Origin of the sequence: Streptomyces roseolilacinus, from assembly GCF_014649335.1 — a bacterium.
Lineage (GTDB): Bacteria > Actinomycetota > Actinomycetes > Streptomycetales > Streptomycetaceae > Streptomyces > Streptomyces roseolilacinus.
Genome location: NZ_BMSV01000007.1, coordinates 26,324 through 41,691, shown reverse-complemented (window position 1 = coordinate 41,691; position 15,368 = coordinate 26,324). Strand labels below are relative to the sequence as shown.

Below are 15,368 nucleotides of genomic sequence, written 5' to 3'. Positions count from 1 at the left end.
CGGCCGGGGCGGCCCTGCGGCGCTGGAGGCGCTGCGCCCGGAGCAGGCGGAGGCGCCTGAGGAACGCCTCGTCCTGCCGCCGTCGAACCGCAAGGCGCCGGGCGGCGGCCGGGGTTGGGGCCGGACAGGGAGAAGGCGGGTCATCCGACCGGATGACCCGCCTTCTCGGGCTGTGGAGCTAAGGAGAATTGAACTCCTGACCTCTTGCATGCCATGCAAGCGCTCTACCAACTGAGCTATAGCCCCTTGCGGTGTGCCGCCCCGCTCGTTTCCCTCTCGGGTTTCCCTCGCGGCGACACAGAGAACATTACACGGTTCCCCCGGTGGATCGCCAAATCGTCCGTCCCCGCCCCGGCCGGGAGCCGCCGGGGCGGGTAGCGTCGGCGCATGTGACCGCGACCGTGACCGCCCGAACCCGCCTCCACAGCCTGCCGCTCGCCGCGCTGGGGACCTGCCTGCTGTCCTTCGCGGCCTTCTGGGTCGCGCAGCGCGCCGCCCACGTGACGATGCTCGACCTGTCGGTCTACCGGGCCGAGGGGGCGACCGCCCTGGCGGGCGGGGACCTGTACGCGATGCGGGCCACGTCGGCGAACCTGCCGATGACCTACCCGCCGTTCGCCGCGCTGCTGTTCACGCCGCTGACCCTGGTCGGCGTACCGGAGATGCGGACGCTGGCCACGCTCGGGAACCTGCTGCTGCTGGTGGCGCTGGTGCACCTGTCGCTGCGGCTGGTGGCCTCGGGCGGGCCGGCCGCGCTCCGCCGGGGCGGGGCGTTCTGGACGCGGCCGGGGGCGGCCCTGTGGCTGGCGGCGGTCCTGGTGTGGTGCGAGCCGGTGTGGCAGACGTTCCGGTACGGCCAGATCAACCTGCTGATGGCGGTCGCGGTGCTGTGGGACCTGACGCGCCGGGCGGACAGCCGCTGGGCGGGGGTGGGCATCGGGCTCGCCACCGCGGTGAAGCTCACACCGGGCCTCTTCGTGGTGCTGCTGCTCGTCGTGGGGGTGGCCCGCGCGCGGAGCGACGGCTGGGCGCCGTGGCGGAACGAGTGGCTGCGGCGCGCGGTGCGGGCGACGGCGGCGTTCCTGGTGGTGACGGTCGTGTCGGCGCTGGTCCTGCCGTACGACTCGCGCCGCTTCTGGACCGAGATGATCTTCGAGACGGGCCGGGTCGGCCGTACCGAGGAGACCGCCAACCAGTCGCTGAGCGGGGTGCTGGCGCGGTTGCTGCACACGACCGACCCGGGTGTGTGGTGGATGGCCGCGGCGGCCCTGGTGGGCCTCGCCGGACTGGCCGTGGCGGTGCTCGCGGCGCTGCACGGGGACCGGCCGGTGGCGGTGGTGGCGTGTGCCGTGACGGCGCTGCTGGTGAGCCCGATCTCGTGGTCGCACCACTGGGTGTGGTGCGTGCCGGCGCTCATCCTCCTCGCCACGCGCGTACGCCCGGTGTGGACGGCGGGGACGGCCCTGGTGTTCGGGTCGTTCGCGCTGTGGTGGGTGCCGCACGCCCCCGCGCCGGTACGGCTCGAACTGCACCAGAACGGCTGGCAGATGCTGCTGTCCGGCCTCTACACGCTGCTGGGGCTGGCGCTGTTGGGCGTCTTCGCCGTGTGGGTGGCGCGGGCCGGGGGCGGGCGGTTCGGCGCCGGGCGGGCTCAGGCCTTCGCGAACGAGTAGAAGCGCTTGAGGGTGCAGTGCTCGTCAAGCAGGCGCCCGTAGATCGGCTCCCCTTCGAGTTCGCGGTACGTCTCGATGGGGTCGCCTTTTATGATCAGCGCCCGTGCGCACTCCTCGCACCAGTACTGGTAGTCCGGGTTGACCGGATCCATGTCGCGGACGATCGGCGTGCCACTGCCGCACCAGTCGCACTTCCGCCTGTGTGCACCCATCGATCAGCTCCAGCTGTGGCCGCAGGACGTGCAGACGTAGGTCACGCCGCCGTTGTCACCGAGCACCTGGGCGACGCTCGGGGAACCGCAGGCGGGGCAGATGAGGTCGGTGCGCGCCTGTGGGGTGACGAGCCGGGCAGCGGGTTCCTCGAATCTGCTGGCGGCCATCGCGCGCACTCCCTCCCGTCCGGTCCGTAGCCCCCTCCGGCCGTCCGATTCTGCCATGGCCCCGGCGGGGCGGGAGGGACCTCCGGCGACCGGTCCTGGCATATTCCGGAACGGGGCCCGGGAACGGCCCGGGAGGGCGGGTGACAAGGGCCCTCATGCAGAAATCCCGCCCCCTGACGGGGACGGGATCCTTGACTGTGGAGCTAAGGAGAATTGAACTCCTGACCTCTTGCATGCCATGCAAGCGCTCTACCAACTGAGCTATAGCCCCTCGTGTTCTTCGCGCTCCGCGCTGCGAACAAGAAGAACTTTAGCCTGTCACCTGCCCGAAAGTGAAATCCGGGTCAGTCGTCGTCGCCGAGGACCGGCTCGGGGAGGGTGCCGGCGTTGTGCTCCAGCAGCCGCCAGCCCCGCGCGCCCTCCCCCAGGACGGACCAGCAGCAGTTGGACAGACCGCCGAGGCTCTCCCAGTGGTGCGAGGGGAGGTCCAGGAGCCGGCCGATCGTGGTGCGGATCGTGCCGCCGTGGCTGACCACGACGAGGGTGCCGTCCTCGGGCAGCTTCCCGACGTGCTCCAGCACGACGGGGGCGGCCCGGTCGGCGACCTCGGTCTCCAGTTCCCCGCCGCCGCGCCGCACGGGCTCGCCGCGCTTCCACGCGCGGTACTCGTCGCCGTGGCGGGTGAGGATCTCCTCGTGGGTCAGTCCCTGCCAGACGCCGGCGTACGTCTCGCGGAGCGCGGCGTCGTGGTCGACCGGGTGCCCCGTGATCGCGGCGAGCTCGGCGGCCGTGTCCGCGGCCCGCTTGAGGTCGGACGCGATGATCGCGTCCGGCTTGAGCGCGGCGAGCAGCCGGGCGGCCCGCCGCGCCTGGGCGAGGCCCGCCTCGGTCAGCTCGATGTCGGTGCTGCCCTGGAAGCGGCGCTCCAGGTTCCAGGAGGTCTGGCCGTGGCGCCAGAGCACGATGCGGCGGCCCCTGCCGCCCTTGGTGGCGCTCAGCGCAGCTCACCGTCCGTCGCGTCACCGGGGAGGCCGTCGGGGCCGGAGCCGTCGGCGCCGCTGAGCCGGGCGTGCTCGGCCGCCTTGCCCCGGGTCTTCACGGCGTCCTCGGGCAGCGGCAGCTCGGGGCAGTCCTTCCAGAGCCGCTCCAGGGCGTAGAAGACCCGCTCCTCGCTGTGCTGGACGTGGACGACGATGTCGACGTAGTCGAGGAGGACCCAGCGGGCCTCGCGGTCGCCCTCGCGGCGCACCGGCTTGGCGCCCAGCTCCTTGTTCAGCCGCTCCTCGATCTCGTCGACGATCGACTTGACCTGGCGGTCGTTGGGAGCGGAGGCGAGCAGGAAGGCATCGGTGATCGACAGCACGTCGCTGACGTCGTACGCGATGATGTCGTGCGCGAGTCGGTCGGCGGCCGCCTGGGCGGCGGCGTTGACGAGCGCGATGGATCGGTCGGTGGCGGTCACAAGCAGGCTTTCGTCGGCGGTCAAGGACACCTCAAGGGTCTCACGTGCCGCCGACAGCCCGGCAAACCGTCATTCGGCCCCGTAGTCCTTGCCGAGGACGACGGTGACGTCGGCGTTCGCGGGCGCCTCGCCCTTGCGGACGGCGCGGGCGGGAAGCCCCAGCGTCTTGGCGACCTCGTCCGCCTCGTCCTTCCGCGAGGCGTCGCGGTAGACGACCTCCGTGGTGCCCTCCGTACCGTCCGCCGCGCCGCCGTCGATGACCGCGTAGCCGCCGTTGACCAGGGCGATCCGCGCGGCCTCGGTGGCGTCGGCGTTGCCGCTGGCGTTGCGGACGCCGACCCGGATCACGGAGTCCTGCCCGGGGGCGGTGACGGATCCCCCGAGGACGTCCTCGACCACGCTGCGGGTGGCCTCCTCGGTGAGCCGCCCGTCGCCCTGCACGGGCAGCAGCGCGGTCTTGTAGGCGCCCGTCTTGGCGTGCTCGGCGAGTTTGGCCAGCGACGCGCCCAGGTCCTTGTCGGGGAGCGAGGGGTCCAGGATCTGCGCCAGGGACTGGATCGTCATGGTGGCGCTCTCGGGGTCGTCCGACATCTTGCGGAGCACCCCCTGCACGACCTGGCCGAACCGCTGGAGCTGCGCCGTCTCGGACTCGCCCGGGCCGCGGTACGTGGCGTAGACGACGGCCGTGCGCCCGTCGAGCGTCTGGTTCTCGCCCTTCCGCACGATCGGCGCCTCGCCCTCCTTGGCGGCGGGCACCTCCGTGTCGGTGGTGAGGTCGATGCCGCCGACGAGTTCGACGAGGTTCTCCAGGTAGGGCGTGTCCAGCCGCCACGTACCGGTGATCCTGGTGCCGAGGAGGGAGCCGATGGCCTCGCGGGTGCCGGAGGAGCCGTCGTCCTCGACGGACTTGCCGAGGGTGGTGGTCGTCCCGTCGTCGTTGGTGACGGCGAGGGCGTTCGGCAGCAGGACGGTGGTGCCCTGCTTGGTGGTGGCGTTGTTGACCAGGAGGGCCGTCGAGGTGGCCTCGTCCTTCGTGTTGTGCAGGTGGAGGACGATCACGTCGCGCTTCTGCGGGCCGGTCGCGGTGGCGCCGCCCTGCTGGGCGTCCTGCGTGGACAGGCCCGGGAGCATCCCCGCGTACCAGAGGTAGCCGACGCCGCCGACGAGGGCCAGGGCCAGGACGACGCAGAGCGCGACGACCCGGTTGCGGCCGCGCCGCTTGGCCTCCTCGCGGCGCTCTGAGCGGCTCTCGGTGAACTTGAGCCAGTCGATGGCGTCCTCGGACTCCTCGTCGGACTCGTCGACGAAGGCGAACTGCTCGGTCCGGTAGTCCCCGCCGTCACCGGCGTCCCGCTGCTCCCGGGCGTCACGGCCGTCGCGGCGGCCCTGGGGTTCGCGTCGGCCCTGGGGCTCGCGGGTGTCCCGGTCGGCGCGCGGACCGCCGCCGGCCGGGCGCTCGGCGGACGGCTCGGGGGCGGCGGGGTCCTGGGGGCCGGCGGCGGGGCGGCGCTGTCCGGGCACGCCCTCGGGCCCGGCCGCCCGGCCGGGCCGTGCCGGCGGCCGGGCAGCAGGGGGCCGGGGGGCCGGGGTCTGGGGGGTGGGGGCCTGCGGGGCCTGGGGGGCCTGCCACTGCTGGGTGCCGTACGGGTCGTAGCCGCCGTGGCCCGGCTGTCCCTGCTCCTCGTACCCCTGGTACTGCTGGTCCTGCTGGTCCTGCTGGTTCTGGGGGTACGCCTGGGAGTCGGGGTACGCCTGGGGGGCCTGCGTGTACGGGTCGTAGCCGTATCCGTAGCCCTGCTGCTGGGTGTGCTGGGGCTGGGAAGGCTGCTGGGCCTGCTGGTACACCGGCTGCCCGTACTCGTCGTAGCCGACGATCTGCGGCTGCGGCGGATAGTACGGGTCGTAGTGGCTGTTCTGGTCGTTCACCGGTGCCCCTCTCCGTGGCTCACTGGCCCCGGTACAACTGGCGCTTGTCGATATAGCGCACCACACCGTCCGGCACCAGGTACCAGACGGGATCGCCCTGCTCGACCCTCTCCCGGCAGTCCGACGACGAGATGGCGAGCGCGGGCACCTCGACGAGGGAGACGCCGCCCTTGGGCAGGCCGTCGTCCGACAGGTCGTGGCCGGGGCGGGTGACCCCGATGAAGTGCGCGAGGGAGAAGAGCTCCTCGGCGTTGCGCCAGCCCGGCATGATCTGTGACAGCGCGTCGGCGCCGGTGATGAAGAACAGATCCGTGTCCGGGTTGAGGGAGCGCAGGTCCCGCAGGGTGTCGATGGTGTACGTGGGGCCCGCCCGGTCGATGTCGATGCGGCTGACCGAGAACTGCGGGTTCGACGCCGTGGCGATGACCGTCATGAGGTAGCGGTCCTCGGCCGGGGACACCGTCTTGTGGCTCTTCTGCCACGGCTGCCCGGTCGGCACGAACACCACCTCGTCGAGGTGGAACAGGGCGGCCACCTCGCTGGCGGCCACCAGGTGTCCGTGGTGGATCGGGTCGAACGTCCCACCCATCACGCCCAGGCGTCGCTTGCCGGGACTTCTCGGCACTTCCTGCTCTCCCATGCGTGCAGAGCCTAACGGCACGGCGGTGCGGCCCGGTCCCGGCGGACGCCGGCTCAGCGGTCGCGGTTGAAGCGGGTGGTGACCCAGAGCAGGAGCAGCAGCGCGAGGAGGGCGCCGCCGCCGGTGAGGTAGGGGTTGAGGCTTTCGTGGTTGCCGCCGTGCCCGGAGCCCTCGGCAAGCGTGACCAGGTGGGCGGCGGTGGTGTGGAGGCTGCTCATCTTCTGCGGGACCAATCCATCGGAGTCGGAGCGGAGACTTCGCGCACATCGTATGCGGGCGGTGCGGGCACCCTCACGCCGACTCAGGCGTTCTCTCGGCACGGGCCGTTGTCCACAGGCCGTTATCCACAGCCTCGGCGGTCTTCCGGAGCACCGCCTACGCTGAGGTCTGTCAGGGGGACGAGTCGGATCTCGTACGAAAATGGGGGCAACCATGTCAGAGAACGGCCATGAGAACGTGCCGAGCCGTACGCGCCGGCGCTTTCCCGGCATCTCCTCCCGCGCCTACGAGCACCCCGCGGATCGTTCCGCGCTCGTCGCCCTGCGCAAGCTCAGCGGTTTCGACACCGCGTTCAAGGCACTGAGCGGCCTGCTGCCCGAGCGCAGCCTGAGGCTGCTGTACCTCTCGGACTCCGTGCGGGTGGGCGACGCGCAGTTCGCCCACCTCCACGACATGCTGCGGGACGCCTGCTACATCCTCGACCTGGAGAAGGTCCCGCCGATGTACGTCACGCAGGACCCCAGGCCCAACGCGATGTGCATCGGCCTGGACGAGCCGATCATCGTGGTCACCACGGGCCTGGTGGACCTGCTGGACGAGGAGGAGATGCGCGCCGTCGTCGGCCACGAGGTGGGCCACGCCCTCTCGGGCCACTCCGTGTACCGGACGGTGCTGCTGTTCCTCACCGGCCTGGCGCTGAAGGTGGCGTGGATCCCGCTGGGCAACGTGGCGGTCATGGCGATCGTCACGGCGCTGCGGGAGTGGTTCCGCAAGTCGGAGCTGTCGGCGGACCGGGCCGGCCTGCTGGTCGGCCAGGACCTGCGGGCGTCGATGCGCGGCCTGATGAAGCTGGCGGGCGGGCACCACCTGCACGAGATGAACGTGGACGCGTTCCTCGCGCAGGCGGAGGAGTACGAAGCGGGCGGCGACCTGCGCGACTCGGTGCTGAAGATCCTGAACGTACTGCCGCGTTCCCACCCGTTCACGACCGTGCGGGCGGCCGAGCTGAAGAAGTGGTCGGAGAGCCGCGACTACCAGCGGATCATGGACGGCCACTACCCGCGGCGGTCGGAGGACGGGGACACGTCGGTCACGGACTCCTTCCGCGAGTCCGCGAACCACTACGCGGACACGGTGCGCGGGAGCAGGGACCCGCTGATGAAGCTGGTCGGCGACATAGCCGGCGGCGCCGGTGACCTGGGCGGCAAGCTCTTCGGGAAGTTCACCGGCGCCTCGGGGGACCGCCCCGGCACCGGCGACGACGGCAAGGGCAAGGGCCCGGACACGGCCTGATCCGGTCCGCGCGGCGGGACCCCCGGGCCGGGTCGCCGGTTCGGGGGCCCGTCCGCCTCACGGGCCGGCATCGCCCCGCCCTGCCGTGCGCCGCGCCCGTCCCGGCGGTGCGGCGGGTGGGCACCGGGGCGGGTGTGGCGCGCGACGAGCCACCCGGGACCGTCCCCCGGCACCGGGCTCAGGGCGGGGAGGGCTGACTGTCGGGTGACAGGGCGGCGCACAGGCGGGTGGCCGCGACCGGCGTGGGGGCGTAGGGGTCGGTGGCCGGCGGGACCGCCGTCGTGGGGCGCCGGCCGGCGAGGAGCGGCCGCAGGGCGCCGGACAGGTCGGCGGAGCAGTCCATGGGGCCGGCCTGGAGATGGCTCGTGACCAGCTCGGCGCGGTGCATGCGCAGGTCGTCGCGGTCGAAGCGGAAGCGCAGTTCGCGGCGGACGGTGAACAGGGAGGCGCCGTCGGGTCCGGTGCCCGGGTCCGCAGGGCGCAGCGCGTAGGCGAAGGTGTGGTCGGAGGTGATCTCCAGGGTGTCGACGGACGCCTCGGTCACCCGGAGGGTGCCGCGGACGCGGACGCCGGGGTCGGCGAGGGCCACGCGGGCAGGGTCGAACCGGACGAGCCAGCCGCCGGTGGCGTGGCTCCCGTCGGCGGCCGGGGAATCGACGCTCCGGTCGAACTGGGGGTGCTGGTCCGGGTCGAGCAGCAGCCGCACGGGACGGGCGGTGGTGCCGGCGAGGACGTCGGGGTCGAGGGAGGAGCGGACGAGGAAGTCCTTGGCCGTGGTGAGGGCGGTCATGACCTGCCCCTCCGAGAAGTGCGCGGTGCGCCGCGCGGGCGGCAGGGCGACGCCGGCGGCGCCGGGGCGGTACTGCGCGGCGGGGCTGCGCGCGTACAGGTCGCCGGGGCGGCCGCCCGGCACGGGGCCGGTGGGGGTCAGGGCGACGAGGGTGGTGCGCAGGGGTTCGGCGGACGGGTCGGGAGAGGGCTGGTACGGGTAGCGGGATCCGAGGTGGATGGCGGCGGCGAAGACCGTCGCGACGAGCAGCACGAGGATGAGGGCGCCCACGCGTGTCCCCGCCGTGTGCCCGTGGCCACGGCGCCGCCCGCGGACGCGCCGGCGGGTGGTGCGCCAGTGGTGGCGGCGGTCGAGGTCGTAGGCGTACTCGTACTCCGCGTCGCGGTCGAGAGCCGGGTCGAGGCCGTCGTGGTCGGCGTCGGGTCGGCTGCGGACGGCAGGGGCGTCGTCGTCCATGCGCTCCCGGGCGGACCGTTCCTGGAGGCGGGCAGCACGGACGAAGGACTCGTCGAAGACGACGGGCCGGTACTCGTCCTCGCCCCTGCCGGGGAACCCCTCCGGTGTGCCGTCGGGCGTCCCGTCAGGCGGGTCGACACTCCCTGCCATACCTTCAGGGTGGGTCGGCGGGGGGCCGGGTAAACGCCCTGCCGGACGCCGGGTCGAAAGCGCCGTCCACGAGCCGGGGGCGGTGGGGCCCGGGGGGGTCAGGGGGCGGCGGGTGCCGCCGGGACCGGTGGGGCGGATCGGCCGGCGCCGGAGGGGGCGCTGTCCGGGCCGACGTCGCTGCTGGCCGGGGTGGGGACCTGCTCGTCACGGTCGCCGGAGGAGCTGCGGTACACGGCGGTGAAGGCGAGGGCGACCATGCCGAGACCCATCAGGAGGGCGACGAGCCAGGCGACGGGACGGTACCAGCGCGTGTGGGGGCGGTACGGGCGGAGGGCGCCGCCATAGGGCCCGTAGGGGTCGTAGGACTCGTACGGATCGTCGTCGCGGTCGTCGTGGCCGCTGCGCGCGTCGGGGCCGTACGGGTCGCCGTCGGGCGGCCGGCCGCCGCGCGCCCTGGCCGCGTCCGCGTCGGCGCGGGCCTGGGCCGCGGCGAGCAGCCGCTCGACGGCGGTCGGCTCGTGGATCTCGGCGGCTCGTACGAAGGCCTCGTCGAACACCACGGAGGCGAAGTCCTCGTCGGCGCCTCCGCGGTCGTCGTCGGGCTCCCAGCCGTCCGGGAACGGCTTGCCCCCCACGTCGTCCGGCACGTGCTCAGAGTAGACCGGGACGGCGCCGTTCGGCAGGGAGAGTGCGCAACCTCCCCCTGCCTCGGCACGGGGCCCGCACGGCGGTGGTTACCGGATGTGACCGTCGCCGGTGACGATGTACTTCGTCGACGTGAGCTCCGGCAGACCCATCGGGCCGCGGGCGTGGAGCTTCTGGGTGGAGATGCCGATCTCGGCGCCGAAGCCGAACTGGCCGCCGTCGGTGAACCGCGTCGAGGCGTTCACGGCCACCGTCGTGGAGTCCACCAACTGGGTGAAGCGGCGGGCGGCCGCCTGCGAGGTGGTGACGATCGCCTCGGTATGCCCGGAGGTCCACAGGCGGATGTGGCCGACGGCGGCGTCCAGCGAGTCGACGACGGCCACGGCGATGTCGTACGACAGGTACTCGGTCTCCCAGTCCTCCGGCGTGGCCGGGACGACGGTGGCCTTGGAGCCCTCCGCGTACGGCAGGACCCGCTCGTCGCCGTGGACGGTGACGCCCGCCTCGGCGAGGGCGTCCAGGGCGCGCGGCAGGAACTCCGGGGCGATGTCCTGGTGGACGAGGAGGGTCTCGGCGGCGTTGCACACGCTGACGCGCTGCGCCTTGGAGTTGATCAGGATGTCGACGGCCATGTCGAGGTCCGCCCGGGCGTCGACGTACACGTGGCAGTTGCCGGTGCCGGTCTCGATGACGGGGACGGTGGACTCCTCGACGACCGTGCGGATCAGCGACGCGCCGCCGCGCGGGATGAGGACGTCGACGAGGCCGCGCGCCCTCATCAGCTCGCGCACCGAGTCCCGCGACTCGCCCGGCACGAGCTGCACGGCGTCCGCCGGGAGACCGGCGCCGCCGACGGCGTCGCGCAGGACCCGGACCAGGGCGGTGTTGGAGGAGTACGCCGAGGACGAGCCGCGCAGCAGGACGGCGTTGCCGGCCTTCAGGCAGAGGGCGGCGGCGTCGACGGTGACGTTGGGCCGGGCCTCGTAGATGATGCCGACCACGCCGAGCGGGACGCGGACCTGCCGCAGGTCCAGGCCGTTGGGCAGGGTGGAGCCGCGCACGACCTCGCCGACCGGGTCGGGGAGCGCGGCGACGTGCCGGACGTCGGCGGCGATGGCCCGTACCCGCTCGGGGGTGAGGGTCAGCCGGTCGACGACGGACTCGCTGGTGCCGGCCTCCCGGGCCCGGGCCACGTCCTCGGCGTTCGCCCGGACGATCTCGGCCGTGCGGACTTCGAGGGCGTCGGCCATGGCCAGCAGCGCGTCGTCCTTCGCCGCGCGCGGCAGTGGCGCGATGTCGGCGGCGGCCGCACGGGCCCGGTAGGCGGCCTGCGCCACCGGCGACATGCCGTCGTACGGGTTCAGGGAGGGAGAGGCGGATTGCGAGGTCATGCCCGCAGGGTAATGCGCTCCCCGCGGGCATCCCTCATATGTCCCGCTCCGTCCCGCTCTACGAGACACCCCGCCGGGTCCCACCGGGGTGCTCGGGCGGAGGCGACCCGCGGGCTCGCGCCCCGGGCCGCCCCGGCCGGGGGCGCCCCGGGGCGAGTGTGGCCGGATCAGTACGGGTGCACGCCGACGGGAGCGGCGGGCGGCGGCCCGTACCCCTCGGCGATGCGCTGGTGGTACGTCTCGCGGTCGATGACCTCCAGGCCGACGATCTCCCACGGCGGCAGCTTGGCGCTCTGCCGGTGCTCGCCCCACAGGCGCAGGGCGACGGCGGCCGCGTCGTGCAGGTCGCGGGCCTCCTCCCAGTACCGGATCTCGGCGTGGTCGTTGGCGTATCTGCTGGTCAGCAGGAACGGATGGTCGTGGGCGAGCTGCTCGAGCGCCCGCCGGACCTCCTGCAGCGGGGCTTCCCGGCCCGACACGCTGAGCGTGATGTGCCACAGCTTGGACACCGGGCGGTCCGAGGTGCGGTCGGCCGCCCCCGTGCCCGCACCCGTCCTGGCGATGGCGCCCTCACCGGTCCCGGACCGGAGCGCGGCGTCGTCGAAATCGGCCCCGGCCTCGACACTGGTCAAGGCACGTTCGGTCGTCCCGCGGGGCACGGCCCCTGGGCGCGCTCGTCTCACCGGCGGCCTCCTGTTGATGCGTTGTCGTGCTGTCACCCCACTTGCCCCCCAGACAAAGTTGACCAGTCCCGAGCGGAACATGGGGCGGTTTTGGTGAAGGTCCCCGGTGGTTGACCCGACTTTCAGCCGTTCCAGGGGTGCAGGACGACCAGATCGTCCCTGTGTACGACTTCCCGCTCGTACGCCGGTCCGAGCTCCTTCGCCAGTTCCTTGGTGGAGCGTCCCAGGAGCTGGGGGATCTCCTTGGCGTCGAAGTTGACGAGGCCGCGCGCGACCGGCCGGCCCTGCGGGTCGCGCAGCTCGACCGGGTCGCCGGCGCCGAACTCGCCCTCCACGGCGGCGATCCCGGCGGGCAGCAGCGACTTCCTCCCGTGCACGACGGCCCGTACGGCGCCCTCGTCGAGGGTCAGGGAGCCCTGCGGGGCGGAGGCGTGCGCGAGCCACAGCAGCCGCCCGGCGGAGCGGCGCCCGGTGCGGTGGAAGTACGTGCCGGTGTCCCGCCCGGCGAGGGCGTGGGCGGCGCTGCTGGCCGACGTGAGGACGACGGGGATGCCCGCGGCCGCCGCGATCCGGGCCGCCTCGACCTTGGTGACCATGCCGCCCGTGCCGACGCCGGCCTTCCCCGCGGAGCCGATCTCGACGCCCGCCAGGTCCTCCGGTCCGCGGACCTCCTCGATCCGGGACGTGCCGGGCCGGCTCGGGTCGCCGTCGTACAGGCCGTCGACGTCCGACAGCAGCACCAGCAGGTCGGCGCGGACGAGGTGGGCGACGAGCGCGGCGAGCCGGTCGTTGTCGCCGAACCGGATCTCGTCGGTGGCGACCGTGTCGTTCTCGTTGACGATCGGCAGGGCGCCCATCGTGAGGAGCTGCTCCAGCGTCCGGTACGCGTTGCGGTAGTGGGCGCGGCGGCTCATGTCGTCGCCGGTGAGCAGGATCTGGCCGACGCGTACGCCGTGGCGGGCGAAGGACGCGGTGTAGCGGGCCACGAGGAGGCCCTGGCCGACGCTGGCGGCGGCCTGCTGCCGGGCGAGGTCCTTGGGGCGCCGGTCGAGGCCGAGCGGCGCGAGGCCGGCGGCGATGGCGCCGGACGACACGAGGACGACCTCCCGCTCGCCGCGGCCGCGGACCTGGGCGAGCACGTCGACGAGCGCGTCGACGCGGTCCGCGTCGAGGCCGCCCGAGGCGGTGGTCAAGGAGGACGAGCCGACCTTGACGACGATCCTGCGGGCTTCCGTCACGTGCTGCCTTGCCATGGTCACGTGGTGAATCTATGCCAGCCGGGCGGGTCGACGCGCGCGTGTTCCACCCGGTGGACAGGTTCCTGGACACCCGGCGCGGGGTCACCGGCCCGGTACGCGGGACGGCCCGTACGGGCTCCTCGCAGGGCTCGTACGGGCCGTCCGGGACCCGGGCGGACGCGTGGTTTCCGCCGCGCCGGTCAGCCGACCGCCGTGGGCTCGGCCGCGTCCCTCTCCTCCGCCACGGCCTCCGGGTCGTCGTCCGCCGCGCCGAGCGGCGCCGCGCCGTCCTCGCGGTCCAGTTCGCCGATCGACTGCCCGGCGAGCCGCTGCGCGACGCCCGCGTTGCGCGCCTCCGCCCTGGCGGCCAGCGCCCGCACCGCGGCGTTGAAGCGCTCCATGGAGGTGGGCTCGTCGGGGCCGAGCAGGTACTGCTTGAGGGCGCGCCGCTCCTGCGCCATCCGGTCGGCGGCCGGGTCGGCCACGGCGGCGAGCAGCTCGTCGAGCTCGGCGGCGTCGTTGGAGAGGACGACCGCGGCCCGCACGGCGGTGTTCTGCCGCCGGAACTCGTCGGCGCCGATCCCGGCGGAGTCCGTCACCGCGTACGGCTTGCCGCTGGCGATGAAGTCGGAGACGACGCTGGAGATGTCGGAGACCATGCCGTCCGACTCGTTGAAGCAGTCGTACAGGTGGGGCCGGGCGCCGGTGACGACGCGGTGCTCCCACCAGCCGAACGAACGCCAGTAGGCGTCGTTCCACTCGGCGCGCAGTCGCTTGGTCTCGGCGAGGCGGTGCGGGTCGGCGAGCGAGACGCGGGAGGTCTCGGCCTCGTCGGTGCCCTTGCGGCCGGGGTCGGCGAGGGCGGCGAGACGGGCCTCGATCCGGGCCAGTTCGGCGCGGGCGGCGGCCTGTCCGGCCTGCGCCGCGGCGGCCTCGCGCGCCCAGCGCGGGTCGGCCGCGCGCCGCGCGGCGGCCTCGGTGACCATCGCGCGGATCCGCTCGTCGACGGCCTTGGCCTTCTTGTTGACCAGGCCGGTGAAGGGGTGCGGCTTGTAGATGACGCGGACCGGGCCCGGCGCGTCCAGCAGCCGCCTGACGATGTTCTCGCCGGCGAGGAGCAGCGAGGTGTTGCCGGGGTCGCCGTCCCAGCCCTCCCAGGTGGGGGCGTACAGGATGGTCGGGATCGGGTTCTTCGGGGTGCCCGTCCAGCGCTGGATGGGGGCGAGCTGGGGGCGGCCGACCTCGACGATGTCCTCGTCGCGGACGCCGACGTCGGCGAGGGCGTACCGGTCGCGGCCGGCCTGGCCGGCGGTCCACACCTCGTCGTACACCTTGGAGAACGGGTTGACGCTGGCGAGCTTGTCGCTGTCGCCGTGGCCGATGAAGACGTGCTTGGAGGTCGGCACGCGCAGCATGTGGATGTTCTTGCCGACGTTGGCCGGGTACAGCGTGACGCGGAGCATCGACCAGTCGCGGGCCATCGTGTGCTGGCCGCCGGGGATGCACAGGACGGGTACGGAGGTGTCGCTCAGCTTCCGGACGAGGTTCGGCTCGCGCATGATGACGATCGGCCGGCCGTCGACCTGCTCCATGGTGTCCAGCCACATGTTGACCTGGTAGGCCGCTTCGGAGGAGCCGGAGAAGTACAGCGCGACGGTCGGCTGGTACTCGCGCAGCCAGGTGTCGACGGCCTTGAGGACGGCGCCGGCGCCCGGGACGCGGCGCTTGCGGCGCACGTACGGCAGGAGCAGCAGGACGTAGAGCACGCCGAGGCCCAGGGTGGCGGCCACGCCCGCGTAGGCGAGGACGTCCCGGCCGGTGACGACGGCGGCGACGACGCCGACGACGGCGGGGACGTCGAGGTGCAGCATCTTCTCGCCGGCGCGCCGCAGCAGGGCGCGCGGCGGGGCGTCCGGGATGCGCACGCCGTGCAGGTCGACGTTGCGGGTGACGACCGGCATGGTGCGGCGGAGCCGGATGAGCGTGGTGAGCGCGCCGTGCGGGGCCTGGAGTCCGTAGAAGAGGAGGAAGCAGGCGACCGTGGCGTAGAACACCGGCTGCTCCGCGAGGTTCTCGCGGGCGAGGAGCAGGATCAGCAGCAGCTGGCGCAGCAGGAAGCGGATCGGCAGTCCGGCGCGGACGCTGTTGAGCCGGTTGACCAGGTAGCTCTTCTTCTGGTGCAGGTACCAGTCGGCGGCGTAGGTGACGGCGCCGGCTCCCGCGAACAGCCAGATGTTCGGGATCAGCGCGGCGAGCGCGACACACGGATATCCGAGTCCCAGAAGGACTGCCGCGGCCAGCTCCGACCCGCTGCCCACCCGGGCCAGTCGAATGACGGTCGAAATCACGTAGAACCTGCTCCAGACGGGGATGCCGGTTGTTTCACAAGGTTTTTCTCGGTGAAGGTGGGGCTTCACGGAGC

At 73.2% G+C, this 15,368-nt stretch carries 15 protein-coding genes and 2 tRNA genes; 2 read left to right on the top strand and 15 right to left on the bottom strand.

Annotated elements, in window-relative coordinates:
• Positions 1 to 173 precede the first annotated feature (173 nt).
• Positions 174 to 246: transfer RNA gene (locus IE106_RS17855), tRNA-Ala, on the bottom strand.
• 143 nt (positions 247 to 389) lie between these two features.
• Between IE106_RS17855 and IE106_RS17850 the strand changes: the two genes are divergently transcribed.
• Positions 390 to 1,673, top strand: a complete 1,284-nt coding sequence (locus tag IE106_RS17850; RefSeq protein ID WP_189535175.1) for a glycosyltransferase 87 family protein — start codon at positions 390 to 392, stop codon at positions 1,671 to 1,673.
• On the opposite strand, the gene IE106_RS17845 is transcribed toward IE106_RS17850, so the two are convergent.
• The 8 genes from IE106_RS17845 to IE106_RS17810 all read right to left on the bottom strand — a co-directional run bounded on the left by IE106_RS17845 (position 1,652) and on the right by IE106_RS17810 (position 6,299).
• On the bottom strand, positions 1,652 to 1,885 hold the full coding sequence (locus IE106_RS17845) for a hypothetical protein (RefSeq protein WP_189535173.1): 234 nt from the start codon (positions 1,883 to 1,885) through the stop codon (positions 1,652 to 1,654). The two genes, IE106_RS17850 and IE106_RS17845, sit on opposite strands and share 22 nt — an antisense overlap.
• Before the next feature lie 3 nt (positions 1,886 to 1,888).
• On the bottom strand, positions 1,889 to 2,053 hold the full coding sequence (locus tag IE106_RS17840; protein ID WP_189535171.1) for a hypothetical protein: 165 nt from the start codon (positions 2,051 to 2,053) through the stop codon (positions 1,889 to 1,891).
• Positions 2,054 to 2,251: 198 nt separating this feature from the next.
• Positions 2,252 to 2,324 (bottom strand) — tRNA-Ala (locus tag IE106_RS17835).
• Positions 2,325 to 2,397: 73 nt separating this feature from the next.
• The gene (locus IE106_RS17830) at positions 2,398 to 3,051 is read right to left on the bottom strand and encodes a histidine phosphatase family protein (protein WP_189535875.1); all 654 of its coding nucleotides are present in this window, start codon (positions 3,049 to 3,051) and stop codon (positions 2,398 to 2,400) included.
• The gene (gene rsfS, locus IE106_RS17825; protein ID WP_373295964.1) at positions 3,048 to 3,515 is read right to left on the bottom strand and encodes a ribosome silencing factor; all 468 of its coding nucleotides are present in this window, start codon (positions 3,513 to 3,515) and stop codon (positions 3,048 to 3,050) included. Before rsfS ends, IE106_RS17830 begins: the two co-directional genes overlap by 4 nt.
• A gap of 69 nt (positions 3,516 to 3,584) precedes the next feature.
• Positions 3,585 to 5,441 carry an LCP family protein gene (locus tag IE106_RS17820; RefSeq protein WP_189535167.1) on the bottom strand — a complete coding sequence of 619 codons (1,857 nt, stop codon included), beginning with the start codon at positions 5,439 to 5,441 and terminating at the stop codon, positions 3,585 to 3,587.
• 19 nt (positions 5,442 to 5,460) lie between these two features.
• Positions 5,461 to 6,081: a nicotinate-nucleotide adenylyltransferase gene (gene nadD, locus IE106_RS17815; protein WP_189535165.1), complete on the bottom strand. Its 621-nt coding sequence runs from the start codon at positions 6,079 to 6,081 to the stop codon at positions 5,461 to 5,463.
• A gap of 53 nt (positions 6,082 to 6,134) precedes the next feature.
• The gene (locus tag IE106_RS17810; protein ID WP_189535164.1) at positions 6,135 to 6,299 is read right to left on the bottom strand and encodes a hypothetical protein; all 165 of its coding nucleotides are present in this window, start codon (positions 6,297 to 6,299) and stop codon (positions 6,135 to 6,137) included.
• A 214-nt stretch (positions 6,300 to 6,513) separates the two neighbouring features.
• Here IE106_RS17810 and IE106_RS17805 point away from each other — a divergent pair, with 214 nt between their 5' ends.
• Positions 6,514 to 7,593 (top strand): M48 family metallopeptidase, encoded by a 1,080-nt coding sequence (locus IE106_RS17805; protein ID WP_189535162.1) that lies wholly within the window; start codon positions 6,514 to 6,516, stop codon positions 7,591 to 7,593.
• A 178-nt stretch (positions 7,594 to 7,771) separates the two neighbouring features.
• On the opposite strand, the gene IE106_RS17800 is transcribed toward IE106_RS17805, so the two are convergent.
• The 6 genes from IE106_RS17800 to IE106_RS17775 form a co-directional block, all read right to left on the bottom strand.
• The gene (locus IE106_RS17800; RefSeq protein ID WP_189535159.1) at positions 7,772 to 8,989 is read right to left on the bottom strand and encodes an SCO2583 family membrane protein; all 1,218 of its coding nucleotides are present in this window, start codon (positions 8,987 to 8,989) and stop codon (positions 7,772 to 7,774) included.
• Between the two features lie 98 nt (positions 8,990 to 9,087).
• Positions 9,088 to 9,636: an SCO2584 family spore wall biosynthesis protein gene (locus IE106_RS17795; RefSeq protein WP_189535157.1), complete on the bottom strand. Its 549-nt coding sequence runs from the start codon at positions 9,634 to 9,636 to the stop codon at positions 9,088 to 9,090.
• 87 nt (positions 9,637 to 9,723) lie between these two features.
• Complete coding sequence (locus IE106_RS17790) at positions 9,724 to 11,025, bottom strand: glutamate-5-semialdehyde dehydrogenase (RefSeq protein ID WP_189535155.1); 1,302 nt, start codon at positions 11,023 to 11,025, stop codon at positions 9,724 to 9,726.
• 167 nt (positions 11,026 to 11,192) lie between these two features.
• Complete coding sequence (locus IE106_RS17785; RefSeq protein WP_189535153.1) at positions 11,193 to 11,708, bottom strand: DUF8830 family protein; 516 nt, start codon at positions 11,706 to 11,708, stop codon at positions 11,193 to 11,195.
• A gap of 122 nt (positions 11,709 to 11,830) precedes the next feature.
• Positions 11,831 to 12,946 carry a glutamate 5-kinase gene (gene proB, locus IE106_RS17780; RefSeq protein ID WP_189535873.1) on the bottom strand — a complete coding sequence of 372 codons (1,116 nt, stop codon included), beginning with the start codon at positions 12,944 to 12,946 and terminating at the stop codon, positions 11,831 to 11,833.
• A 200-nt stretch (positions 12,947 to 13,146) separates the two neighbouring features.
• Complete coding sequence (locus IE106_RS17775; protein WP_189535151.1) at positions 13,147 to 15,294, bottom strand: hypothetical protein; 2,148 nt, start codon at positions 15,292 to 15,294, stop codon at positions 13,147 to 13,149.
• Between the last annotated feature and the right edge of the window lie 74 nt (positions 15,295 to 15,368).